At 67.1% G+C, this 22,800-nt stretch carries 24 protein-coding genes; 18 read left to right on the plus strand and 6 right to left on the minus strand.

The genetic code is table 11. The annotated features are described in order from the left end of the window. Positions 1 to 253 precede the first annotated feature (253 nt). The 5 genes from darH to A0W70_RS09700 all read right to left on the minus strand — a co-directional run bounded on the left by darH (position 254) and on the right by A0W70_RS09700 (position 4,270). Entirely contained in the window at positions 254 to 1,285 is a 1,032-nt protein-coding gene (darH, locus tag A0W70_RS09680; RefSeq protein WP_067561916.1) for a BtrH-related acyltransferase DarH, read from the minus strand. Continuing rightward, positions 1,282 to 1,698: a DarG family dialkylresorcinol biosynthesis protein gene (locus tag A0W70_RS09685; protein WP_067561919.1), complete on the minus strand. Its 417-nt coding sequence runs from the start codon at positions 1,696 to 1,698 to the stop codon at positions 1,282 to 1,284. Before A0W70_RS09685 ends, darH begins: the two co-directional genes overlap by 4 nt. Then, positions 1,699 to 2,850 (minus strand): beta-ketoacyl-ACP synthase III, encoded by a 1,152-nt coding sequence (locus A0W70_RS09690; RefSeq protein ID WP_067561923.1) that lies wholly within the window; start codon positions 2,848 to 2,850, stop codon positions 1,699 to 1,701. After that, entirely contained in the window at positions 2,847 to 3,806 is a 960-nt protein-coding gene (locus A0W70_RS09695; RefSeq protein WP_217495425.1) for a dialkylrecorsinol condensing enzyme, read from the minus strand. Before A0W70_RS09695 ends, A0W70_RS09690 begins: the two co-directional genes overlap by 4 nt. 161 nt (positions 3,807 to 3,967) lie before the next feature. Beyond that, positions 3,968 to 4,270 (minus strand): ApeI family dehydratase, encoded by a 303-nt coding sequence (locus tag A0W70_RS09700; protein WP_067561927.1) that lies wholly within the window; start codon positions 4,268 to 4,270, stop codon positions 3,968 to 3,970. 364 nt (positions 4,271 to 4,634) lie between these two features. Between A0W70_RS09700 and A0W70_RS09705 the strand changes: the two genes are divergently transcribed. The 18 genes from A0W70_RS09705 (at position 4,635) to A0W70_RS09790 (ending at position 21,538) form a co-directional block, all read left to right on the plus strand. After that, entirely contained in the window at positions 4,635 to 4,889 is a 255-nt protein-coding gene (locus A0W70_RS09705; protein ID WP_067562578.1) for an acyl carrier protein, read from the plus strand. Next, positions 4,889 to 5,449 (plus strand): COG4648 family protein, encoded by a 561-nt coding sequence (locus A0W70_RS09710; RefSeq protein ID WP_067561930.1) that lies wholly within the window; start codon positions 4,889 to 4,891, stop codon positions 5,447 to 5,449. The genes A0W70_RS09705 and A0W70_RS09710 overlap by 1 nt, the downstream gene beginning before the upstream one ends. After that, positions 5,446 to 7,161, plus strand: coding sequence for an ApeI family dehydratase (locus tag A0W70_RS09715; RefSeq protein ID WP_067561934.1), 1,716 nt, complete (start codon positions 5,446 to 5,448; stop codon positions 7,159 to 7,161). The genes A0W70_RS09710 and A0W70_RS09715 overlap by 4 nt, the downstream gene beginning before the upstream one ends. Before the next feature lie 78 nt (positions 7,162 to 7,239). Beyond that, the gene (locus A0W70_RS09720) at positions 7,240 to 8,781 is read left to right on the plus strand and encodes an HAL/PAL/TAL family ammonia-lyase (protein ID WP_067561938.1); all 1,542 of its coding nucleotides are present in this window, start codon (positions 7,240 to 7,242) and stop codon (positions 8,779 to 8,781) included. Then, complete coding sequence (locus A0W70_RS09725; protein ID WP_067561942.1) at positions 8,774 to 9,187, plus strand: acyl-CoA thioesterase; 414 nt, start codon at positions 8,774 to 8,776, stop codon at positions 9,185 to 9,187. Before A0W70_RS09720 ends, A0W70_RS09725 begins: the two co-directional genes overlap by 8 nt. Further along, a complete protein-coding gene (locus tag A0W70_RS09730) occupies positions 9,187 to 9,771 on the plus strand; it encodes a LolA family protein (RefSeq protein WP_067561947.1) in 585 nt (194 codons plus the stop codon). Before A0W70_RS09725 ends, A0W70_RS09730 begins: the two co-directional genes overlap by 1 nt. Further along, positions 9,761 to 12,070, plus strand: a complete 2,310-nt coding sequence (locus tag A0W70_RS09735; protein WP_067561951.1) for an MMPL family transporter — start codon at positions 9,761 to 9,763, stop codon at positions 12,068 to 12,070. Before A0W70_RS09730 ends, A0W70_RS09735 begins: the two co-directional genes overlap by 11 nt. Positions 12,071 to 12,074: 4 nt before the next feature. Then, positions 12,075 to 13,319, plus strand: coding sequence for an NAD(P)/FAD-dependent oxidoreductase (locus tag A0W70_RS09740; protein ID WP_067561954.1), 1,245 nt, complete (start codon positions 12,075 to 12,077; stop codon positions 13,317 to 13,319). Further along, positions 13,304 to 13,894 (plus strand): DUF3261 domain-containing protein, encoded by a 591-nt coding sequence (locus A0W70_RS09745; RefSeq protein ID WP_083330923.1) that lies wholly within the window; start codon positions 13,304 to 13,306, stop codon positions 13,892 to 13,894. Before A0W70_RS09740 ends, A0W70_RS09745 begins: the two co-directional genes overlap by 16 nt. A 2-nt stretch (positions 13,895 to 13,896) precedes the next feature. Beyond that, positions 13,897 to 14,367, plus strand: a complete 471-nt coding sequence (locus A0W70_RS09750) for a hotdog family protein (protein WP_067561961.1) — start codon at positions 13,897 to 13,899, stop codon at positions 14,365 to 14,367. Beyond that, entirely contained in the window at positions 14,364 to 15,089 is a 726-nt protein-coding gene (gene fabG / locus A0W70_RS09755; RefSeq protein WP_067561965.1) for a 3-oxoacyl-ACP reductase FabG, read from the plus strand. The genes A0W70_RS09750 and fabG overlap by 4 nt, the downstream gene beginning before the upstream one ends. Next, positions 15,089 to 16,318 (plus strand): beta-ketoacyl-ACP synthase, encoded by a 1,230-nt coding sequence (locus tag A0W70_RS09760; RefSeq protein WP_067561970.1) that lies wholly within the window; start codon positions 15,089 to 15,091, stop codon positions 16,316 to 16,318. The genes fabG and A0W70_RS09760 overlap by 1 nt, the downstream gene beginning before the upstream one ends. Before the next feature lie 44 nt (positions 16,319 to 16,362). Continuing rightward, on the plus strand, positions 16,363 to 16,812 hold the full coding sequence (locus A0W70_RS09765; protein WP_067561973.1) for a hotdog family protein: 450 nt from the start codon (positions 16,363 to 16,365) through the stop codon (positions 16,810 to 16,812). 11 nt (positions 16,813 to 16,823) lie between these two features. Beyond that, positions 16,824 to 17,555, plus strand: coding sequence for a beta-ketoacyl synthase chain length factor (locus A0W70_RS09770; protein ID WP_067561977.1), 732 nt, complete (start codon positions 16,824 to 16,826; stop codon positions 17,553 to 17,555). Further along, positions 17,552 to 18,325 carry a lysophospholipid acyltransferase family protein gene (locus A0W70_RS09775; protein WP_067561980.1) on the plus strand — a complete coding sequence of 258 codons (774 nt, stop codon included), beginning with the start codon at positions 17,552 to 17,554 and terminating at the stop codon, positions 18,323 to 18,325. The genes A0W70_RS09770 and A0W70_RS09775 overlap by 4 nt, the downstream gene beginning before the upstream one ends. Further along, complete coding sequence (locus A0W70_RS09780) at positions 18,322 to 18,585, plus strand: phosphopantetheine-binding protein (protein ID WP_067561985.1); 264 nt, start codon at positions 18,322 to 18,324, stop codon at positions 18,583 to 18,585. Before A0W70_RS09775 ends, A0W70_RS09780 begins: the two co-directional genes overlap by 4 nt. 54 nt (positions 18,586 to 18,639) lie before the next feature. Then, the gene (locus A0W70_RS09785) at positions 18,640 to 20,349 is read left to right on the plus strand and encodes a glycosyltransferase family 2 protein (RefSeq protein ID WP_245675862.1); all 1,710 of its coding nucleotides are present in this window, start codon (positions 18,640 to 18,642) and stop codon (positions 20,347 to 20,349) included. Beyond that, complete coding sequence (locus tag A0W70_RS09790) at positions 20,336 to 21,538, plus strand: beta-ketoacyl-[acyl-carrier-protein] synthase family protein (RefSeq protein ID WP_139150822.1); 1,203 nt, start codon at positions 20,336 to 20,338, stop codon at positions 21,536 to 21,538. Before A0W70_RS09785 ends, A0W70_RS09790 begins: the two co-directional genes overlap by 14 nt. Positions 21,539 to 21,824: 286 nt before the next feature. On the opposite strand, the gene A0W70_RS09795 is transcribed toward A0W70_RS09790, so the two are convergent. Continuing rightward, positions 21,825 to 22,577, minus strand: coding sequence for a 4'-phosphopantetheinyl transferase superfamily protein (locus A0W70_RS09795; RefSeq protein WP_067561995.1), 753 nt, complete (start codon positions 22,575 to 22,577; stop codon positions 21,825 to 21,827). Positions 22,578 to 22,800: the final 223 nt, after the last annotated feature.

A 22,800-nucleotide genomic window follows, 5' to 3' on the forward strand; every position in this document is an offset into this window, starting at 1 on the left:
GGCTCGCGCTTTTACCGAACTGCATCAACGCATCTACAGGCGTAGGTCGGACTTCCAGTCCGACACGTCGAAGGCTTCGACTGTCGGACTGGAAGTCCGACCTACACTCGCATCAGCGCTGTCATTTTCATTTTTTTGCTTTCTTGGCGCGCTTGGCGTCTTGGCGAGAAAACGATTTTGACGTTCTCTCCGCGCGCTCTGCGGCTCTGCGTGAGCCGCCTTTGACTTTCGGCGACAGGAACCCGTCCGGGTATCAGGAAGCGGTAGCCGTCCGGGCGGGGTGGGTGCCGTAGTCGCGGAGGAGTTTCCAGACGTCGGCCTCGCGTTCGGCGCAGTCGCGGAGGACGTCGGCGAGGCCGGCGACCTCCATTTCGCTCTTGCGGCGCGACACCTTGGTCGCATGCACGGCGAACTCGCGCCAGCCGTCGCCTGCCGCCGTGAGCGACTGTGCGGCCTCGGCGAGGCGGTCGTCGCCCAGGGTGTCCGCGGCCTCCTGCAGGAACGAGGCGTAGACGAACCGGAAACCCGCCCCGCCGGTGCCGATCTCTTCCTGCATGCGCACGATGTGCGCCAGATATAGCGGCAGCCGCCGGCGGCCGTCGTGGGTGCGCGTGCTCTTGACCAGATTATTGGCGAGATAGCGGATCCCGCGGATGCCGATGATGGGCAGCGGCGAGCGATTCATGATGCGCTCGTTCGCCTTGATCGCCTTCGGGATCACGCGTTCGTAATCGATCGCTTCGGGGATCCGCTCCGGGTAATACAGCAGGCCGTTGGCCGCCATCGCACCGCGGGTGAAGCGGGCCTTGCGCAGGTCCGCCCTCGGGCAGCGCACGGGCTCCTCGAATACCGGATCACTGATCAGGTAATCGTCGCCGTCGCGCCCGTAGACAATGAGGTTGTGCGCATTGAAGTGGAAACGCATTTCCTCGGGGAAGAAGGGCAGCCAGTAGACCGAAGCCTGTACGCCGACGATCCGGCCGGCGTCGAGCAGTTCGTCGAGCGCCGCCATGCCCTTGTCCGCGTCGCGGAATTTGCGGAAGACGAAGCGGGCGCCGATGCGGCGGCTCGCCTTCGAAATGATCCAGCGCGGCGGCATGCGATAGGCGATCAGTGGCATGCCGCCGATCTTGATGATCGGGAGATAGGCGAACGTCAGTGCGTTGGCGAGGCCGAACGCCATCGGTTCGCTGATGGGCAGGCCATGGTGCGTAAGCATGCTCGACACCACGCCGCTCTCGCAGTGGGCCGATTGCAGATGCCGGAAGTCGTTTACGGTATTCATTCTTCCGGTCCCTCGCGGGGTGGTACGCGCTGCAGGCGCTCGATGTCGAGACCAAGGGCCTCGCAGTAACGGTCCAGGACGCGCCGCGGCAGTCGGGCGAAGCGCCCGGGGTCGAAGTGGCGCCGCACGCGCCAGCGCCAGAGACCCGCGGCACCGGCGAGCAGCGGCAGATCCATGCGGCAGTCGTGCATGTGAACCTCCAGCGGCGAGGTCTGACCGGCGTGTGCCCGCTGCCAGGCGTCGTCGCGCTGGCGCGCGATCTCTTCGAGCGCGGTGCGCGTGGCGGTCGCCTCGACCTCCCAGCCCGCCGAGCGGACGCTCGTGTAACGGCCCTGCTCGTCAACGGCGTACAGCAGCTTGCGGACGCCCGCGTGCGTGCTGTCTTCGTCCTGCGGCGTTTCCCGGCGATCCATTTACTCCACCGTAAGGGAAATGAATGCCGTCGAGAACCGGCCACTCTCGGGGATGTAACACAGGATCCGCTGGCCGCGCTTGAGATCCCCCGAATTGAACAGGTCCGACAGCATGATGTAGATCGATGCCGAGCCGGTATTGCCCTTGGTGGACAGGTTCGTGAACCAGCGCTCCGAGGGGATTTCCATGCCGGCCCGCTGCATACGGTCGTATACCTGATCGCGGAAGTACTGTGAGGAGTAGTGCGGCAGGAACCAGTCGTAGTCCTGCGGCTGGACGCCATGCTTTTCACGGATCCGTGTCATCGCGTGGTACACGGTGTAGTCCATGACGTGTTCGTTCAGCAGTTTGACGTCCTGCTTGACCGCCATCGCCGATGTGTTCGCCCGTTCCTCCTGACTCATGAGGGGCCAGCCCCGCAGTGATCCGTCCTCGTTCTTTACCGCGCCGATGTACATGCAGGTTTCCATCTGGCCGGCGAACGAGATCACCTCGATCCAGTCGACGCGGAGGTTGACGGGACCGGGGCCGGGCTGCGGTTCGAGCAGCATGGCACCGGCACCGTCGGACAGCATCCAGCGCAGGAAGTCCTTCTCGAAGGCCAGTTCGGGGCGCGCCTCCAGTGCTTCGAGCTGATGCTGCGCCTCGGCGCTGAAGTTCTCCGAGCGCAACAGCGGCGAGACCAGTTCGGAACCGGTGGCCACACTGCGCCGGTGCTCCCCGGTGGCGATACCCATGCAGGCGTATTTGAGCGCGCTGATGCCGGACAGGCAGATCCCGGAGGTGCCGACGACCTCGCAGGGCGGCAGTCCGAGTTCGCCCTGCACCATGAGCCCGTGACTCGGGGCGACCTGATCCGCGACCGTGGTTCCGGCGGCGAGGCAGTCGACGGCGTCGATCGGCTGGCCGTCGCGGGCCAGGCCACGGATGGCCTCGGCGGTCATTGCGGCATTCGTGTGGGTGTACTCGCCGGTCTGCGGATCGATGGCGTAATGCCGCGATTTGATGCCGTTGTTGCGCAGGATCGTACGGCGCACGCGCGACGGCCGCGGCCCGACCTGCCCGAGCACGGATTCCATCTCGTCGTTGCCGACCGGATCATTGGGCAGGAACGACGCGAGATTGGTGATGTATACGGGATTGGTGGTCATGCAGTGTGATCCAGGAGTTCGGTCGATTCACCCGATGGGGCCGCATAATACCGCCGTTGGCGGGCGGTACGCTTGCGCGTGAGCGGCGCGATCAGGCGCTTGATGACGGCGCTGAGCGGCACGACCGTGATGATCAGTGTGAACAGGAACAGGAAATAAACGGCCAGCACCGCGCGCCGCAGTGGCGTGTTCGGTGGACCGAGCGCGCGCAGCAGCGCCCCCCAGATCCGGAAACTGCGATGGGCGATGCGCTCCGAAGCGATCATGCGCTCGTTCACGTGGACCGCGCCCAGTCCCTTCAGCATCGGCGTCAAATCATCGCGCGCGCGGCCGGGCAGCTGGCGGGCGATCGCCTCGCCGAAGCGGGCGGCCGCATCGATGTCCTCTCGGGACACGCCGGCGGCGGGGATCAGGCCACCGAGAAACGGGCCACGATGACCCGTGAGCACCCAGACCGGTGTCGAAACGAAGGTCGCCGCGCTGTGGGCGCGGTCCGTGAGGACCACGTTGTCGACGAGGTGCCCGCCGATGTACTCGATGTGCCGCTTGAAGGTCTCGTAGGCGCTGAGCCACATGTTGCGGCAGGCGATGACCGAAACGATCGGTTTGCCGGCAAGCACGCGTCGGGCCTTCGGGTGCTGCAGGAAGGCCATCGCCGGCATCGCCGGTGACAGGAACCAGACCTGCCACGAAAAAATGATCAGGTCGAAGTCCTCGTCGCCCCGGATATTCGGCTCGCGGATTGGCGCGGGTTCCTCATAGACGCATTCGGGGAATGTGTCGAAGAACCGCCAGAATGGCCACGGGAACGGAAACGCCTCGACCGGCTCCAGTTCGAGTTCCGTGACTTCGATTTCGCTGGATGCCCGCAGCGGACCGAGAATGGAGTCCAGCACCGAGCGTGATTGTCCCGTCTGGGAAAACCCGATCGCCAGCACGCGCTTCACTTCAGTCATCCCGTCTCCATTGCCACACGCCATGCGCGGCGAGTAGCCGGCCGTGTCCTTTTCCGTATTCGAATGCATGCCATCATCGTGCCACAGTCGGCTCCCGGCGAAACCCGGTTTCCGCGGGTGCCGGTCGCGCGCTGGGCGGGGGAGCGCGGCGAGCGGCGCTGTCAGCCGTCCACCGATTCCTGCCCGAGCGTCAGCCGTCCCTGAACCACGATGGTGTCCGCGGTGCGGCAGACGAATTTCAGGGAATCCCCGGTGGGTGCGTCGAGTTCGATACGGAATGGCTCGTCAGGCGCCACCCGCTGCACGAACTTGGCCTTGCGGATCCCGGTGACCCGGGTATCCGGCCACGAATCCCGTACGGCGTCGATTACCCGCGACAGAATAACCGCCGCCGGCACGACCGGCTGCCCGGGGAAATGCCCGGGAAGTGCGGGGTGATCGGAACCGATGACGACTTCCGGCATAGGGCCACCATTACCATCCCGGGAAGGACCGCTTTCCGGCCTGCGTTCGCGGGGCGCGTAACCACTCGTTCACGTTCGCCGCGAAATGGCCCCGGGCCGCAAGGGCTGGTGCCGCCATGGGGGCTCGAATACGGCGACGAAGGTTCTCAACGCCGGGCGGAATCCGCTAAAGTGTGACAGATTATTAAATCGCCGTCGGTGTGTACAGCAACGGCGCCATAAAGTGAGGTGCGGTCCGGTGACGCGCCGCCGGGCCGGGTTGCCCGGGATCGTCGACGGAACGGGGCGAGCCTGGCTCGCCGGAGTATCGGGGGAATGTGCGCGCGGGATGGCCAGCGGCGGTCTGGCGTGCGGGGTGGCGACAATGGTCAGCAATCGCGAAGAACTGTTCGACGAACTGCGCACGATCCTCGTGGAAATGTTCGAGCTCGATGCGGCTGATGTCGTGCCCGGGGCCCGTCTGTATGAGGATCTCGATATCGACAGCATCGACGCGGTCGATCTCGTCATCCGTCTCCGCGAGCTGACCGGCACGCGGGTCGACCCCGAGGATTTCCGGTCCGTGCGCACGGTCCAGGATGTTGTCGACACGACCGCCAGACTACTGGCAACCGCCTGATGAATCGCTGGCTCGCGCGGGCGATCGCGGCGATCGCCGCGATCTACCCGTTCATTGTCTGGTTCTCGCTCGATACGCTGCCCGTCGCATTCCTCGGGCTGCTCCTGCTCGCGCTCGCGCTCGGTCGCCTGGTGCTGCTGGGGCGAGCCCCGGGTGAACCGCTGCTGGTAGCGGCCGGGGTGATCGCGATGGCCGCGGCGGGGATCTACACGCTCATCAGCAGCAGCAGCGAGGGGCTGCGCTTCTACCCGGTGCTGATGAGTGCGGCGATGCTGTGCCTGTTCGGCTGGTCGTTGAGACAGCCGCAGTCGATCGTCGAGCGCTTCGCCCGGATCATTTACCGCGAATTCCCCCCCGAGGCGGCCGTCTACGCGCGTCGCGTGACGGCCGTATGGTGTGCATTCTTCCTGATCAATGGGCTGATCGCGCTGTGGACCGCCGTGGCCGGCAGCTGGGCGGTCTGGACGCTCTACAACGGGTTCATTTCCTACATGCTGATGGGGCTGCTGTTCGTGGGCGAATATGCGGTCCGGCAGAGGCTGCTGGGCGCAACCTCGTGAGCATCCCCGTGGTCCCGCTCGCGCGGCTCCATGCCGCTGATCGCGACCCTGCGCGCCCGGCGTTCATCCATCGCGGCCGGATGATCGATCACGCCACGCTCCAGGCCGATGTCGCTGCGCTGGCATCCGATCTGCAGACACGGGGTGCGCGCGACTGGGCGCTGCACCACGAAGATGCGTATCCGTTCACGGTTGCGCTGCTGGCGATCCTGGCGACGGGTGGCCGTGCCTGGTTGCCGGCCAACGCGACGGCGGGCACCGAGGAGAGCCTGCGGGCGTATTGCGACGGCTGGCTCGGGCCTGACTGGTCCACCGGGCGCCCGATCCCGGTGGCAACGGATGCCGGGCCCTCGCCACTGCCCGCGCTGAGCGGACGGATCGTCGTATTCACTTCGGGCTCGACCGGCGAACCGCAGCCCATTTCCAGGACGCTGGCGCAGTTCGATTGCGAGGTCGAGGCGCTGGAGCGTCTGTGGGGTGGAACGCTCGGTGACGCACGGATTCTGGGCACGGTCAGCCATCAGCATATCTACGGTCTGCTGTTCCGGGTGTGGTGGCCCCTCGCGGTGGGGCGCACGTCCTGCAGTGAGCGCTTCTTCGAGGCACGCGATGTACTGGCCGCGGCGGCGGACGCGCCGACTGCGGCATGGGTCGCCAGCCCGGCCCATCTGCGCCGACTCCAGCAGGATCTCCCGTGGGACCGCGCCGACGGCCATCTGCGGATGATTTTCTCCTCCGGCGGACCGCTGCCGGCGGAGGCGGCGGGTGAGTGCGCCCGATTCTCGGGGCTCTGGCCGACCGAGATCTATGGCAGTTCGGAGAGCGGCGGCATCGCCTGGCGCACGCAGGCCGACGGGAACGCCTGGTGGCGGCCCCTGCCGGGCGTCGATGTCCGCGCCGCGGCGGACGGTGCACTGGAACTGCGGTCTCCGCACCTGGCGGATGGTGGGCCGCTCACCCTCAGTGATTCGATCGAATGCGCGCCCGATGGCGGTTTCCGGCTCGGGGAGCGGCTCGACCGGATCGTCAAGGTCGAGGGCAAGCGCCTGTCCCTGTCGCAGCTCGAGACCGCGCTGCAGGAACACCCCTGGATCGCCGAGGCCCGTGCGCTGCTGTTGCGCCGGCGCCGCGAGTCGATCGCCGCGGTCGCCGTGCCGACCGCCGAAGGGGCCGCGGAACTGGAGCGGGTCGGTCGACACCCGTTCACGCGCCGGCTGCGCGAGGCGCTGCTCGCGCGCTTCGAGCCGGTCACGGTGCCGCGTCTGTGGCGATTCCCGGATGCGCTGCCGGTGAATGCGCAGGGCAAGGTCAGCGAACGCGAGCTGCGCGATCTTTTTGAAACCGCTGCGCCGCGCCGCCTGCCGCAGACCCTGGCGATCGATGGCGACGGACACTCGTGCGAGGCCCGCCTGCGCGTGCCGGACGATCTCGGCTGTTTCGAAGGCCATTTCCCCGGCCGCCCCGTGGTGCCGGGCGTCGTCCTGATCGGGTGGGCCGAACACGTCGCGCGACACCATTTCGCGGTTACGGGCGAAGTGCGGGATGTCGAGCGCATCAAGTTCAGCCGGCCGGTCCAGCCCGGGCACGAACTGGTCCTGCGGCTGGTGCACGATGACGTTCGTCACTGCATCGGTTACCGTTTCCGCTCCGCGGGGGGCGTCGAGGAGTTCGCATCCGGGCGCCTGGTGTTCGCCGATGCGCCGGGGCCCTGAGCGCCGCACCTGCCCGCAGGGTCCGCGGGTCGGGCAATACCGATTTCAGTACCCGTTTACGTTATCCGGAGCATACGCATGCAGGAAATGCCGCAGGTGGTGTTCGATGGGACGCCCCTGAGCGCCGCCGCGATCACCGCGATCGCCGAACGGCGCCAGCCGTCCGTACTCAGTGGCGAACCCGCCTTCGTCGAGCGGATCGACCGCGGGGCCGAGTTCATCGACCGCGTCTGGCAGGAGGAGGGGGTCGTATACGGGGTCACGACCGGCTACGGCGATTCGTGCAGCGTGTCGATCCCGCCTGGGCTCGTGGAGGAACTGCCGCAGCATCTGTATACCTTCCATGGCTGCGGGCTCGGCGATATTTTCGATGAATCCGAAACGCGGGCCATCCTCGCGGCGCGCCTCGCGAGTCTGGCGCAGGGATTCTCGGGCGTGCGGTACACGCTGCTCGCACAGATCCACCTCCTGATCGAGCACGACGTCCTGCCCGTGATCCCGAAAGAGGGCTCGGTAGGCGCCAGCGGCGATCTCACGCCATTGTCGTACGTGGCGGCCGTGCTCGCGGGGGAGCGCGAAGTGATCCATGCGGGCCGCCGGCGTCCGACCGCGGAGGTGTTCGGCGAACTCGGCATCGAGCCGATCGTGCTGCGGCCCAAGGAAACGCTCGCCATCATGAACGGCACGGCCGTCATGACGGCGCTGGCCTGTCTCGCGCTCGAGCGGGCCCGCTACCTGTGCCGACTCGCGAGTCGGATTACATCGCTCTCCGTGCTGGCCCTGCAGGGCAACGCCAATCATTTCGACCCGCGCCTGTTCTCGGTCAAGCCGCATCCCGGCCAGGGCGAGGTCGCACGGCGTATCCATGACGATCTGGGCGGCGGTGATCACCGCCGCCAGAGTTCGCGTCTGCAGGACCGCTACTCGCTGCGCTGTGCACCGCACGTGGTCGGGGTACTCGAGGATTCGCTGCCGTGGCTCACGCAGTTCATCGAGACCGAACTCAACAGTGCCAACGATAACCCGATCATCGATCCCGAGCAGGAACGGGTGCTCCACGGCGGGCACTTCTACGGAGGCCATATCACGTTCGCGATGGACTCGCTCAAGACCGCCGTAGCGAACGTGGCCGATCTGCTCGATCGCCAGCTGGCGCAGCTCGTCGATCCGAAATTCAATCACGGTCTGCCGGCGAACCTGTCCGGCGCGCAGGGCGCGCGGCGGCCGCTGAACCATGGCTTCAAGGCGGTGCAGATCGGGACCTCCGCTTGGGCGGCGGAGGCGCTGAAGCTGACCATGCCGGCCAGCGTCTTCTCGCGCTCGACCGAGAGTCACAACCAGGACAAGGTGAGCATGGGCACGATCGGGGCCCGTGATTGCCTGCGGGTGCTGACGCTCACCGAGCAGGTCGCGGCGGCGACCCTGATCGGCACGAGTCAGGGCGTGTGGCTGCGTGAACGTTCGGAAGAGATCGACGTGACCGCGACGGCCGGCGTCCGCACCACGCTCGAAGAAGTCGCGGCGGTGTTCCCGATGCTGATCGAGGACCGCCCCCTGGAGACGACCCTCCGCGATCTGCTCGGACGTATCGGGCGCCGGGAATTCACGCTGTATGAGTGACTGGACCGCGGAAGTCACTTTCGACATCCCGTTCCACGACGTGGACCTCATGGGGATCGTGTGGCATGGCCACTATGCCAAGTACTTCGAGTTCGCACGATCGAAACTGCTCGGGGGGCTCGACTACGACTACCGGCAGATGAAGGCATCGGGCTATGCCTGGCCGGTGATCGAGATGCGGATCCGGTATGCGCAGCCCATGCGGTTTGAGCAGCGCGTCGTGGTCCGGGCGAGTATCGTCGAATACGAGTCGCGGCTGCGGATCGCCTACGAAATCCGGGACGCCGGTTCGGGCCGGCGCCTGACGCGGGCCCATACCGACCAGGTCGCGCTCGATATGGAGAGCGGCGAGATGTGTTACGCCTCGCCGCCGGTGCTGCTCGAGAAACTCGGGGTAGCAGACTGATGCGGGGCGTGATCCTGATCGCGCTGCTGGTGCTGTTCGGCCCCGCGCCGGCGGTCAGCGCTCCCGGGGAGTTGCCCGAGCTCGTGCAGCGCGAGACCGCGGTCGGGCGTTTTATTCAGCGGCGTCAGCTGCCGGAACTCGAGCGCCCGATCGTCTCGCGCGGCCGCTTCGCCTACAGCGCCGGGCGCGGGCTCCTGTGGCTGATCGAAGACCCGGTCGAGTCGCGTCTGGTGATCGACTCGGAAGGCGTCTATCAGGACGGAGAGCCGATCCGCGGCAGTGGTGCCTTCGGCGCGATCCGGCCGTTGTTCGAAAGCCTGTTCAGCGGCGACCTGGCGCCGCTTGAGCGCGATTTCGGGGTCACCCGGGAAGCCGGGGAAGCGGGCTGGCGGTTGTTGCTGAATCCACGCGGTGAGCGACTCGCGGGGGCCCTGGACCGGATCATCATCGAGGGTGCCGACACACCCCGGCGACTCGTGATCGAGGCCAGTGACGGCAGCCGGACCGAGATGGAGTTCGCGGACGTCACCCACCCGGAACGACTCGACGAAGCCCTGATCCAGGCCTTCGATCGTGCCCGCTGACGGCAATCCCGCCGCGCGCCGGCTTCGGGCGGTTCTCTGGCTGTTCGCCGTGGTTGCCGTGGTGGCAGTCACGGTTGCCGCATGGCCCGGGGCGGGCTGGTTGCGGACCGATGTGCGTGCACTGCTGCCGGATCCCGGTGGCGGTGCCCGGGTGGCCGAGGCCGCGCGGAGCCTCGCGGCGCCATTCGAGCAGCGTACCGTCTGGCTCGTCGGCGCCGACAGCGGCGAGCGGGCCGCCGACGCCGGCCGGGCGCTGGCTTCACGGCTGGGCGCGACCGGCGTGTTCGAGGGGGTTGATGCGGTAGTCGACCGTACCGCCTACGAGCGGGTCGCGCGCGAACTCTATTCCTACCGCCACGGCCTGATCGCGCCGCATACGGCGCGGCGACTGGAACAGGCCCCGAAGGCCTTCCTGCAGGAGCGCCTGGCCCGGCAGTACAGCGTCGCGGGTGCCGCCGGTGGATCGCTCGTGAAGGACCCGCTGGGCCTCTACAACGGATTCCTGCAGGAGGCGCTGGCGGGGCCCGCGCAGGCTGTAACCACGGTCGACGGGGTCGCGATCGTCGAGGGCCATGGGCGCCACTATGCGATCGTCACCGCGGATGCACGGCAGGCGGGTTTCGAGGCCCGTGCCGAGCCGCCACTGATCGGCGTCTGGCGCGATTCGCTCGCCTGGGCCGATGCCGAATCCCTGACCCTGCACGCGACCGGGGCGCCGCTGTACAGTGCTTGGGCGGCGATGAGCGCGCACGGCGAGATCAGCCTCATCGGCGGGGTCTCGCTGCTGGCGATCGCGCTCCTGCTGATCGGTCGTTTCCGCTCGCCGCGACCGCTGGCGATCGCGGTGATCGTGATCGCGGCCGGGGTGGGGGGTGGCTTCGCCGGTACGGTGCTGACCTTCGGCGGCATGCACCTGATCACGCTCGTGTTCGGCGCGACGGTGATCGGCGTATCGGTGGATTACGCGTTTCACTATTTCAGCGACAGCCTGCGGCCTGACTGGACCCCGGAGGCGGGGCTGCGCCATGTCCTGCCGGCGTTGCGGCTGGCACTCGCGACGAGTGCAATCGCGTTCCTGTCGCTGGCGCTGGCGCCGTTCCCGGCCCTGCGCGAGGTGGCGGTCTTCACCGTCTCCGGCCTGCTGGCGAGCTGGACCACGGTGGTTCTCCTGTTGCCCATGCTCGTGCGGCCGCCGGCCTCCGCGCCCCCACCGCGGCATTGGCCGCTTCGATTCGCACCGCGTTTCGTAGTGCTGGTCCCCATCGTGCTGGTCCTGTCCCTGCCGGGGATTCTCCTGCTGGAACCGGAAGACGACATCCGGCTGCTGTACGCGACGCCCGAGCGCCTGAGCGCCGATGATGAACGGATCGGCGAGTTGCTGCCGCGCCCGGACGCCAATCGCTTTCTGCTGGTGACCGCGGATTCGGAGCAGGCGGTGCTGGAGCGCGAGGAGGCACTCCGGCCCGAACTCGAGCGACTCATGCAGGCGGGTGCGCTCGACGGCTTTCGGGCCGTCACCGATTGGCTGCCATCGCTCCAGCGTCAACGTGCCAATGAGCGCCTGCTGCGTGGACTGGTCGACAGTGGGCGACTCGGCGGCTATCTGCGCAGGCTCGGTTTCGGTGAGGCCGGGATCGACCGCCGGGAGGCGGCCATCCGCGAGCCGGGGCCGTATCTGGAGCCAGCCGTCGCTGTCGATATCGCGCTGGAGCGCCAGCGCGTGCAATGGCTCGGCTGTGCCGACGGCGAGTGCGCCACGGCGATAGTGGTGATCGGGGCCGGCGAGGGCGCGGCGCTCGGACGCCTGGCGGCGGACCGGGATGGCGTGCGCTGGGTAAACCGGATCGCGGCGGTCAACGAAGGGATGCGGGAACACCGTCACCTGAGTCTGGGCCTGCTCGCGCTCGCCCTGGTACTCGTGGCGCTGGTGCTGTCGCTGACGCTCGGGGTCGCGCGCGGCCTGCGCGTGGTGGCCGTACCCGCGCTAGCACTGGCGGTGAGCCTTGCCGCGGTCGGCTACAGCGGTGCGCTTTTCAGCGTGTTCAATCTGATGGCGCTGCTCCTGGTGTTGGGTGTCGGCATCGATTACGCTCTGTTTTATCACTGTGCGCCGACCGAAGGGCGACCGACCGCGGCCCTCGGCATCGGCATGGCGGCGCTGACGACGATTCTCGCGTTCGGGTTGCTGGTCTTCTCGGACACGCCCGTCATCAGCGCATTCGGTATGACGCTGTTACCCGGCCTGACGGCGGCATGGCTACTGGCTCTCGTCACCGGGTCCGAGGCATGGAAGGAGTAACTGCATGAGTGCGGATCACGATGTCGTCATCATCGGCGCGGGCCCGTCGGGGGCGATCGCCGCGGCCCTGTTGATCAAGCGCGGCTACCACCCTTTGGTGCTGGAGCGGGCGCAGTTCCCGCGTTTCTCCATCGGTGAAAGCCTGCTGCCGCAGTGCATGGAATTCATCGAGGAGGCCGGCATGCTGGATGCGGTCCGGGCCGCGGCGCCGGAGTGCGGGTTCCAGTACAAGGATGGCGCCGCTTTCGACTGGGGGGAGCTGCACGAGAGTTTCCACTTCGAGGACAAGTTCTCCCCGGGCCACGGCACCACGTACCAGGTACGGCGCGCCGAGTTCGACAAGGTGCTGGCCGACGAAGCGGCGGCGGCGGGGGCCGATATCCGCTATCGCCATGAGATCGTGGATGTCGATTTCGGCGGCGACCAGCCGCGGGTGACCGCCCGAGATCTGAATGACGACTCGCTGCACTCGTGGACCTGCAGTTTCGTGCTCGACGCCAGCGGCTTCGCGCGCGTGCTGCCACGGCTGCTCGACCTCGACCGGCCCTCCGACTTCCCGGTCCGCCAGGCCATCTTCACGCACGTCGAGGACCGCATCGCCAGCGATGATTTCGACCGCGACAAGATCCTGATCACGGTCCATCCGGACCATTATCACGTCTGGTTCTGGCTGATCCCCTTCAGCGATGGCCGCAGTTCCCTCGGCGTCGTGGCTTCCCAGGAATTCCTCGACGGCGTGCCGGGCGAACCGAAAGATAAACTGCGGAAGCTGGTCGCGGATTGCCCCGATCTCAGCCGCCACCTCGCACAGGCGGAGTACGACACGCCCGCCAGTCATATCACCGGCTACAGCGCGAACGTGAAATCGCTCTGGGGCCCGGGTTACGCGCTGCTCGGCAACGCCGGCGAATTCCTGGATCCGGTCTTCTCCTCCGGGGTGACGGTTGCCATGAAATCGGCGAGCCTGGCGGCCGACACGCTCGGTCGCCAATTGAGCGGTGAGGCGGTGGACTGGCAGAAGGATTTCGCGGAGCCGCTCCAGCAGGGCGTCGATACCTTCCGGACCTACGTGGAGGCCTGGTACGAAGGGACGTTCCAGGACGTGATCTTCCACGAGGAGAAGCCGGCGGAGATCAAGGCGCAGATCTGTTCGATTCTGGCCGGCTATGCCTGGGATACGGATAATCCGTATGTGCGCGAGAGTCGTCGTCGCCTGAAGGTGCTCGCGAGCGTATGCCAGCGCGTGTGAGCGCGCGCCGCCCGCTTACCGCGCTGTCCCTGCTGCTGCTGACCGCCTGCACCCTGACCGGTGTGGGGCACCCGCCGGAGCGGGCGCTTGCGCCGCCCGCGGCGGTCGGGGACCGCTCCTTCCAGCAGGTATTGACCGTGCGCACCGATGGGAGCGAGCGACGGCTGATCGCGGCCGGCCAGGTCCGCGATGGCGTGCTGGTCCTGGCCCTGCTGACGCCCGAGGGGGTGGAGCTGCTGCGCTTGCGCCAGGACGCCGCCGGGCTGGACGTCCGGCGCGAGCGTGATCTGCCGCCGGGGATGACGCCGCGCGCCGTTGTCGCGGACTTCCAGTTGATTCACTGGCCGGTGTCGGCCCTGCGGACTGCGTGGGATGGCCGCTGGGATCTGACCGAGCACGCACGGCAACGGATTCTGTCGTACCGGGGCGATCCACGGGTTCGCGTCGCGTATGGTGATCGCCCCTGGGGCGAGCCGGTCACGCTCGAGCATCTGCGATACGGGTACCGCCTGGAAGTGAAGACGCTATCGCACGATCGGCGCCCGCGGGATGGCGCGCCCGCGACCGGCGAATGACGATGTCCGACCGGTCGCTGGACGCGTTGCTGGCGCACGCCGGCCCGATGGTCCTGCTCGATGAGGTCCTCGCGATCGGAGACGAGACCGTGCGCGCGCTTGCCACCGTTCGCCGCGACGGTCTCTTCGCGGGGCCCCATGAGGCCGGTGTGCCGGCGTGGGTGGGCATGGAATATCTCGCTCAGGCTATCGCGGCCTGGTCGGGATTCCATGAACGCGCCCGGGGCCGCTCCGTGCACCCGGGGTTCCTGGTCGGTGCCCGGTCATTCCACAGTTCCGTCGGGGCGATCCCTTATGGTGTCGTATTGACGCTCGAAGCCGAGCGCCTGATGGAGGATGGTGACGGCATCAGCGTATTCGACGGGCGCGTTACGGGAGTCGGGGTCGAACAGACCGTCCGGCTCAAGGTGTACCTGCCCGTGGACCCGGATCGATACTGGGCGGGGCAGCCAACGCAGGGAAACGATCAATGACGGAACGCGTGCTGGTAACCGGTTCGAGCCGCGGCCTGGGGCGCGCCATGGCACTGCGGCTCGCGCGCGACGGGTTCGATATCGCATTGCACTGCCGATCGCGCATGGAAGAGGCGGAGGCGGTCGCCGCGGAAATCCGCGCACTCGGTCGCACGGCCTGGATTCTGCAGTTCGATATCAGCGATCGCGATTCCGCGCGCTCGGTCCTCGAGGGTGATGTCGAGGCGCACGGGGCGTATTACGGCGTCGTCTGCAACGCCGGCGTCTCGCGTGACGGGGCCTTCCCGGCGCTCACCGGCGAGGATTGGGATGGCGTGGTCCATACCAATCTCGACGGCTTCTACAACGTCCTCAATCCGCTGGTCATGCCCATGATCCGCCGGCGCCGGCCGGGACGGATCGTCACCCTGGCATCGGTCTCCGGGCTCATGGGGAATCGCGGCCAGGTGAACTATTCCGCGGCCAAGGCCGGTATCATCGGGGCCACCAAGGCCCTGGCGCTGGAGCTGGCCACCCGGCGGATCACCGTCAACTGTGTCGCGCCCGGATTGATCGAGACCGATATGACCGAAGACCTGCCGGTGGAGGAGATGCTGTCGATGATCCCCGCGCGCCGCGCCGGTCAACCGGAGGAAGTGGCCGCGGCGGTCAGCTTCCTCATGGCGGAGGACGCTGGTTACATCACGCGGCAGGTGATCTCCGTGAACGGGGGACTCTGCTGATGAAGCGGGTCGTGGTCACCGGCATGAGTGGCCTGTCGTCGATCGGCCAGGACTGGGATACGGTACGCGATAACCTGCGCGCCGGCCGGACCGGAATCCAGCGTATGCCGGAGTGGTCGCGCTTCGAGGGGCTTCTGACCGGCCTCGGCGCGCCGCTGCCCGACTTCGAGTTCCCGGCGCATTATCCCCGCAAGGCGACGCGGAGCATGGGCCGGGTGGCGTTGATGGCGACGCGTGCGGCCGAACTCGCGCTGGGCGAGGCCGGCCTGCTCGATGACCCGATACTCAAAAGCGGGCGCGCGGGCGTGTCCTACGGGTCCTCGACCGGGAGTACCGCCGCGACCGCCGAATTCGCCGGCATGCTGCTGGATCAGACCACCGCGGGCCTCAGCGCCACCACCTACATCCGCATGATGGCCCACACCACGGCGGTGAACATCGGTGTGTTCTTCGGCCTGCGCGGGCGTGTCTACACGACCAGCAGCGCCTGCACTTCCGGGAGCCAGGGGATCGGTTACGCGTTCGAGGCGATCCGCAGCGGCGCCCAGACGGTAATGGTGGCGGGTGGAGCCGAGGAACTGTGTGCGACCGAGGCGGCCGTGTTCGATGCGCTCTATGCCACGTCGACCCGCAACGACGCCCCGGGCGCGACGCCGCGGCCGTTCGACGCCGATCGCGACGGGCTCGTGATCGGGGAGGGCGCGGGCACCCTGATTCTGGAGGAACTGGAACACGCCCGCGCACGCGGCGCGACCATCCATGCCGAAGTGGTGGGCTTCGGGACCAATTCCGACGGCCAGCATGTCACCCAGCCCGAACACGATACGATGCGCATCGCGATGGAGCTCGCGCTGGAGAGCGCGGAGCTCGATCCGGGCGCGGTCGGCTACGTCAGCGCCCACGGGACCGCGACCGCCCGGGGCGATCTGGCCGAGAGCGAGGCCACGCGCGCGGCCTTCGGTCGTGCGGTCCCGATCAGCGCCCTGAAGAGTTACACCGGCCACACGCTGGGTGCGTGCGGGGCGCTCGAGGCGTGGGTCGCGATCGAATCGATGAAAGCGGGCTGGTTCCATGGGACCATGAATCTCGACCGCATCGATCCCGAGTGCGCCGAGCTCGATTTTATTGTCGGTACGGCCGGGCGAACGCTCGACTGCGAATATGTCATGAGCAACAATTTCGCTTTCGGCGGGATCAACACCTCGCTCCTGTTTCGCCGCTGGCACTGACCGCGAGTCGGTCGCCGGCCACGCCCCGGATATCACTGACGACCATGACCGAGAACGCCGCTAGCCTCGATCGTGCCGCCATCGAGGGCCTCATCCCGCACGCCGGCAGCATGTGTCTGCTCGAACGTGTCGTACAGTGGGATCAGGAATCGATCGAATGCCGCAGCCGAAGCCAGCTGGATATGGACAACCCTCTGCGCGTCGATGGCGGTGTACCGATCGAGGCCGGTATCGAGTATGCGGCCCAGGCCATGGCGGTGCACGGCGGTCTCCGCGCTACCGGCGACGGCGGCCCGCGGCGTGGATTCGTGGCGGTGCTGAACCGGGTAGCCTGGAACACCGAATGGCTCGATGAGGACCCCGGCGAGCTGTGTATCCATGCGCACGCCCTGCAGGGCGACGACGACGGTCGCCAGTATGCGTTCCGGATCGACCGGGATGACCGGACCCTGATCGAGGGAACGGCGCTGGTCATGCTCGAAAGTCGGGACTGACGGAGACCGCGATGTCGAGGCTTTCCTTCTCGATCGAGCACTGGGCGGCCTGGGCGCCGGGCGTGGAGACCGCGGCCCAGTGGACGGAATGGAGTGCCGGAACAAGGCCGATCGCCGAGGAACCCGACCGCCCGGACGTCGGTTTCCTGCCCGCGATGCTGCGCCGGCGCACCAGCCGAATCACGAAGGCGGCGCTGTGGGCGGCCCATCAGTGCGGAGCCGGCGAAAACGCCTGGCCGACCGTGTTCAGTTCCCGCCACGGTGAACTGCACCGCAGCCACGGGCTGTTGTCGGAACTGGCCCAGGACGAACCGTTGTCGCCGAATGCGTTCAGCCTCTCGGTGCACAACACCGCGTCGGGTCTGAATTCCATCGCCACCGGCAACCGCGCGCCGTCGACCGCGCTGGCGGCAGGGAAAGACACCGTTGCCGCCGGCGTGATCGAGGCCGTCGGTCGACTGCAGGCGGGCGCGGATCGCGTCCTGCTGGTCCATGCGGATGAGCGCATGCCGGAGTTCTATCGCCCATGGGCCGAGGAGCGTCCGGTCGTGTTCGCGTTCGGGGCGTTGCTGCGCGCGCCGGTACCCGGTGCGGCGTGGTCGCTGGAGCGTTACCGCGGGGACACGGACGAGGCCAGTCCGGAGAGCGCTCCCGGACTGGCCTTCATGCACATTCTCGCCGGTGGCCGGGACCGGCTCCTCATGGCCGGAGAACGGAATTCCTGGCTGTGGGGTCGGGATTGAGACGGATCGGATACTACTGGCGGCTCGTCGCGACGGGTTACAATTTCGTCGTCTTCGGGGTCGGCGGTCTGCTGACGGCGATCTTCGTCATGCCGGTGGTGCGCGTCTGGCCTGGAGGTACCCAGCGGCGCAACGCGCGCGCACGCCAGGTGGTGCACTACCTGTTCCGCTACTTCGTCTGGCAGATGCGGGCGACCGGCGTGCTGGCGCTGACCGTGAATGATGTCGAGCGCCTGCGCGAACAGAGCGCGGGACGGCTCGTGGTCGTCAATCACCCCACGCTGATCGATGTCGTCGTGGTCATATCGCTGCTGCCGTACAGTTGCTGTGTCGTCAAAAGCTCGCTGTGGCGGAATCCGTTGCTGGGCGGCGTGATCCGGTCCGCCGGTTACATCAGCAATTCCGACAGCTCGCGCAATTTTCTGGCACGCAGCGCGCGTGTGCTCCGCGCCGGGTATCCGATCGTCATGTTTCCCGAGGGGACCCGCACGGTGCCCGGAGACCCGATCGAGTTCCAGCGCGGGGCGGCGAATATCGCGGTGCGCAACCGCGTGGCGGTGCTGCCGGTGGTGGTACGCTGCGATCCACCGACGCTGCGCAAACATGAGCGCTGGTATCACATACCGCCGCGGCGGGCGGACTTTTCGGTGACCGTGCATGAGCCGGTCGATCCCGCATCGGTTACGGACGCCTCGCGCGGTCCGGCCGTTGCCACGCGCCAGTTCAATCGCTGGCTGGAAGAATTCTACAGGGGGGAATTGCAGGCATGAGTAAAGACCTGGGCAGGGAACTGAAGGAACTGATCATCGAATCGCTGGATCTCGAGGACGTCACGCCCGAGGACATCGACGACGACGAACCCCTGTTCGTCGATGGGCTGGGGCTCGATTCGATCGACGCGCTTGAACTGGGCATGCAGATCCAGAAGAAATACAACCTCAAGCTGGATGCGAACAACGAGGCCAACAAGCAGCACTTCGCCTCGGTCAACGCGCTGCGCCGGTTCATCGAATCCCAGCAGGCGACCTGAGCGCGGGCCGACGGCGCGCCCGTTCCGCAGCCACGCACGGAGATCGACCGTTTGGTGTTCCAGCCGGCCCTGCTTGTTCCCTGTTACAACCATGGTGACCAGATCGCTGACACGGTACCCCGTCTGGCGCACCATGACCTGCCGTGCCTCATCGTGGATGACGGCAGCGATGCGGCGACCGCCGCGGTACTCGACCGGCTGGTGGCCGAGCATGACCTGCTGACGCTGGTCCGCCTGTCCGAAAACCGGGGCAAGGGCGCTGCGGTGGCCGCGGGTGTGGACGCCGCCGCCGAACACGGCTGGACCCATGTGCTGCAGATCGACGCCGATGGGCAGCACGACACGGACGACATCCCGCGCCTGCTGGATACCGCCCGCCAGCACCCCGAGGCGCTGGTGAGCGGCAGGCCCATCTACGGTGACGACATACCATGGGTGCGGTTCTACGGCCGTTACCTGACCCACGCCCTGGTGTGGCTGGAGACCCTGTCGTTCGCGATCCGCGATTCCATGTGCGGGTTCCGCGTGTACCCGGTCACCGCGAGCAGGCGTCTGTTTCAGTCGCACCGGATCGGCCGGCGGATGGACTTCGATACGGACATCATGGTGCGCCTGTATTGGCGCGGCACACCGGTCATGTTCGTGCCGACGCGGGTGCGCTATCCGCGCGGTGGCGTCTCGCATTTCGATATGCTGGGTGACAACCTCCGCATCGCGTGGATGCACACGAGGCTACTGTGCGGGATGCTGCTGCGTGCGCCGGTCCTGCTCGCGCGGCGATTTCGCGGCGGTCAAGAGAGGACCCACTGGACGCGTCAGGTCGAGCGGGGTACCTATGGCCTGATGTGGCTGGGTCTCCAGCTGTATCGCGTATTCGGTCGCAGTGGTGCCCGGCTGGTGCTGTATCCGCTTGTGACCTGGTACTGGCTGAGCAATGCCGAGGGGCGGCGGGCCTCCCGGGATTTTCTCCAGCGGGTATACGAGCACGGCGGGGCCCAGAAGCGGCCGCCGCGCGCGATCGATGTTTTCCGCCACTTCTTCATGTTCTCCGATTGCATCGTCGATCGGCTCGAGTCATGGCGCGGACGGCTGCGTCACGAGCACGTGCAGTTCAACGGCCAGCAGTACCTGCTCGACGAGGCCGCACGTGGACGCGGGGCGATTCTGATGACCTCGCATCTGGGCAATATCGAATTGTGCCGTGGTCTCAACGATCAGCTGCGCAATCTGCGCATGAACGTGGCCGTCTACAATCACCATGCGCCGCTCATCAACCGGATCATCGAGAAGAGCAATCCGAACTCGCGCCTGAAACTGGTCGATATCCGCGAGTTCGGGATGCAGACGGCGGCCATGCTCGAGCAGCAGGTGCGCGACGGCGAGTTCCTGGCGATCGCCGCGGACCGCACGCCACCGAGCCTGAACGAGAATGTCGTGCCGGCCCGCTTTCTCGGCAGCGAGGCGCCGTTTCCGACCGGACCGTTCATCATCGCGGCGCTGCTCCATTGCCCGGTCTATCTGATGACCTGTGTGCGCGTCGAAGGACGCTACCGCATCGATGTGGTGCACTTTGCCGAGGAGATTACGCTGTCGCGCAAAAACCGGGATGCGGATCTGCAATACTGGGCGCAGCGATACGCGGACGATCTCGAGGCGAGGGCACTCGAGACGCCCATGCAGTGGTTCAATTTCTATGATTTCTGGGGGCATCCGGTGACGGGCGAGGGCGCAGCCCGGAAGCGGGATGGGCATGGCGGTGACTGATCGGCGCGAACCCGTATACCTGAATACCCTTGGCGTGGTGAATGCGCTCGGCCGGGGCTGCGAGGCCGTTTTCGCGAACCTGCTGCGGGGGCACGCCCCCGGCATGCAGCCCCGGAGCGGCTGGATCCCCGAGCGCAGCGTCCACGTCGGCCTCGTGACGGATGAACTGCCCGCCTGGCCCGAAGAGCTCGGTGCCTTCCATTCCCGCAATAATCGACTGCTCGCGGCGGCCGCCGAGGAGATCGCCGCACCGCTGACGGCGGCGCGCGAGCGCTTTGGTGCCGATCGGATCGGTGTGGTCCTCGGTTCCAGCACTTCGGGGATCGCGGAAGGTGAGGCGGCCATCGCCGCGCATGCGAAGACCGGTGCGGTGCCGCCCGGCTTCGACTACCGCCAGCAGGAGATCGCGAGCCCGTCCGAGGGCCTGGCCCGGCTGCTCGGGCTGGAGGGCATCGCCTACACGATCTCCACTGCCTGTTCGTCCAGCGCGAAGGCGTTCGGCGCCGCGCGCAATCTCCTCGAGATGGATCAGTGCGATGCGGTAGTCGTCGGCGGCGCCGATTCCCTCTGTCGCCTGACGCTGAATGGCTTCGCTGCCCTGGAATCCGTCGCCGCCGGTCCCTGCAGGCCGTTCTCCAGCGAGCGCGACGGTATCAACATCGGTGAAGGCGCCGCGTTGTTCCTGATGACGCGTGATCCCGGACCCATTCGCCTCGTCGGGGTGGGCGAGTCCTGCGATGCCCACCACATCTCGGCACCCGAGCCGGACGGCATCGGGGCCGAAGCGGCGATGCGCGCGGCCCTGGATGAGGGCGGGGTAGATCCCGAGGCGGTCGGCTATCTGAACCTCCACGGTACCGCCACCCCGAAGAACGACGAGATGGAGAGCGCGGCGGTAGCGCGCGTGCTCGGCCCCGACACACCCTGCAGTTCGACCAAGTCGCTGACCGGCCACACCCTCGGCCCGGCCGGGGCGATCGAAGTCGCCCTGTGCTGGCTGCTGCTCAGCGAATACAACAAGGGCAACGTCCTGCCGGCGCACATATTCAACGGCCCGCGCGACGAGTCGCTGGCCCGGATCGGCCTGCTTGAAGAACCCGGGAAACTGCCCACCGGCAGCCCGCGCTACTGCCTCAGCAACTCCTTCGCCTTCGGCGGCAACAACTGCTCCGTGTTGATTGCGGGGTAGGCCTTTTCGCGAATCCGGGAAAGTCAACGGCGATCTCTCGCCAAGACGCCAAGCGCGCCAAGTAAGGTCAAAGACAATTTCTCGCCGAGGCGCGGAGCCCGCCAGGAAAGGCATAAAGGTTTGGCCGGCGAGGAACTCACACAGGGACAGACTGACGATCAGGGCCCTAAAGCGTGCCCCTTAACCCGATACATCAACGCGCCCACTCACCCACTCTTTACAGATTTCGACTTTCCTTGGCGCGCTTGGCGTCTTGGCGAGAGATCGCCTTTGACTTTCGGGCATTTCACTCACCATCCACGCCGTGGCGCACCCCCGCCAGATCTGCGGTAACGGTCATCGGTTCCGGTGTTTCACCGGGGCGGATCCAGTAGACGTCGGGCGGGGTGCCGTCGCCCGCCAGGTGGGAGAGGGCGAGGCTGTAGTCGTCGCCGGCGTCGAAATGCCACCAGGCGACCGGGGCGCAGCACTCGGCCTTTCCCGAGAGGCGCAGGTCCGGGCGGCCCGTTTCGATACCGGTGAGGCGGATGCCGGACAGCGTGGTCCACATGCCGCGGCCCATCGCCTTGGTGACCGCCTCCTTGACGGTCCAGACCTGGAAGAAGCGGTAGCGACGCGCGGCGTCGTCCAGGGCTGAGAGTTCCGCCTGCTCGTCGGCGCCATACCAATGGCGCGCCAGCTCATCGATGCGGGTGCGGCGCGCGCGCGACTCGACGTCCACGCCAACAGGCGCATATGGCGCCAGCGCCAGCACGACCCGGTCGTGGCTATGCGACAGGTTGAAGTGCCAGGCGTCGCCGCCGGTGAGGGTCGGTTTGCCTTCGGGACCGAAGCTGAAATCGATCATCTCGGGGCGGCACCCGAGGCGCTGCGCCAGTTCCAGTCGGAGCAGGGCGCGGGCAATCAGCGCTCGGTTCCGGGCGTCCTGCTGGCGCAGGCCGTCGACGCGCCGGCGCTCGCCGGCCGTGAGCAGCTCGCGCCACTCCGCCGGCCGTATGGCCGGGTCGTCGAGGCGGCAGACCAGCAGGGTTGGCGACATGCGATGGAGTCCTTGCGGTGAATGGGGCGCGGTGATCATGAATGGCGTCCCCGCAGCGTTCAGGGCCGGCGCCACGCGGCCATCTCGGGCCATTATCGCCGAGTTGTCGAGGCCGGCGCACGGTGGGTCCATGCGGAGGTCGCGTGCCCGTGTTGGCGATTTACGGGAAAGGCCTGGCGGGATATAATGTCGGGCTTATCCCACAGCCGTATTGTCCGAGTTG

Source organism: Halofilum ochraceum (assembly GCF_001614315.2).
GTDB classification, from domain to species: Bacteria; Pseudomonadota; Gammaproteobacteria; order XJ16; family Halofilaceae; genus Halofilum; species Halofilum ochraceum.

Bases quoted from the DNA above. Each gene is read 5' to 3' on its own strand.
- A0W70_RS09770 (WP_067561977.1), top strand. From the start codon at position 16,824: ATGTCGAGGCTTTCCTTCTCGATCGAGCACTGGGCGGCCTGGGCGCCG.
- A0W70_RS09745 (WP_083330923.1), top strand. From the start codon at position 13,304: ATGCCAGCGCGTGTGAGCGCGCGCCGCCCGCTTACCGCGCTGTCCCTG.
- A0W70_RS09710 (WP_067561930.1), top strand. From the start codon at position 4,889: ATGAATCGCTGGCTCGCGCGGGCGATCGCGGCGATCGCCGCGATCTAC.
- A0W70_RS09685 (WP_067561919.1), bottom strand. From the start codon at position 1,698: ATGGATCGCCGGGAAACGCCGCAGGACGAAGACAGCACGCACGCGGGC.
- A0W70_RS09795 (WP_067561995.1), bottom strand. From the start codon at position 22,577: ATGTCGCCAACCCTGCTGGTCTGCCGCCTCGACGACCCGGCCATACGG.
- A0W70_RS09760 (WP_067561970.1), top strand. From the start codon at position 15,089: ATGAAGCGGGTCGTGGTCACCGGCATGAGTGGCCTGTCGTCGATCGGC.
- A0W70_RS09765 (WP_067561973.1), top strand. From the start codon at position 16,363: ATGACCGAGAACGCCGCTAGCCTCGATCGTGCCGCCATCGAGGGCCTC.
- A0W70_RS09780 (WP_067561985.1), top strand. From the start codon at position 18,322: ATGAGTAAAGACCTGGGCAGGGAACTGAAGGAACTGATCATCGAATCG.
- A0W70_RS09690 (WP_067561923.1), bottom strand. From the start codon at position 2,850: ATGACCACCAATCCCGTATACATCACCAATCTCGCGTCGTTCCTGCCC.
- A0W70_RS09705 (WP_067562578.1), top strand. From the start codon at position 4,635: ATGGTCAGCAATCGCGAAGAACTGTTCGACGAACTGCGCACGATCCTC.
- A0W70_RS09700 (WP_067561927.1), bottom strand. From the start codon at position 4,270: ATGCCGGAAGTCGTCATCGGTTCCGATCACCCCGCACTTCCCGGGCAT.
- A0W70_RS09695 (WP_217495425.1), bottom strand. From the start codon at position 3,806: ATGACTGAAGTGAAGCGCGTGCTGGCGATCGGGTTTTCCCAGACGGGA.
- A0W70_RS09725 (WP_067561942.1), top strand. From the start codon at position 8,774: ATGAGTGACTGGACCGCGGAAGTCACTTTCGACATCCCGTTCCACGAC.
- darH (WP_067561916.1), bottom strand. From the start codon at position 1,285: ATGAATACCGTAAACGACTTCCGGCATCTGCAATCGGCCCACTGCGAG.
- A0W70_RS09720 (WP_067561938.1), top strand. From the start codon at position 7,240: ATGCAGGAAATGCCGCAGGTGGTGTTCGATGGGACGCCCCTGAGCGCC.
- A0W70_RS09740 (WP_067561954.1), top strand. From the start codon at position 12,075: ATGAGTGCGGATCACGATGTCGTCATCATCGGCGCGGGCCCGTCGGGG.
- A0W70_RS09750 (WP_067561961.1), top strand. From the start codon at position 13,897: ATGTCCGACCGGTCGCTGGACGCGTTGCTGGCGCACGCCGGCCCGATG.
- A0W70_RS09790 (WP_139150822.1), top strand. From the start codon at position 20,336: ATGGCGGTGACTGATCGGCGCGAACCCGTATACCTGAATACCCTTGGC.
- A0W70_RS09730 (WP_067561947.1), top strand. From the start codon at position 9,187: ATGCGGGGCGTGATCCTGATCGCGCTGCTGGTGCTGTTCGGCCCCGCG.
- fabG (WP_067561965.1), top strand. From the start codon at position 14,364: ATGACGGAACGCGTGCTGGTAACCGGTTCGAGCCGCGGCCTGGGGCGC.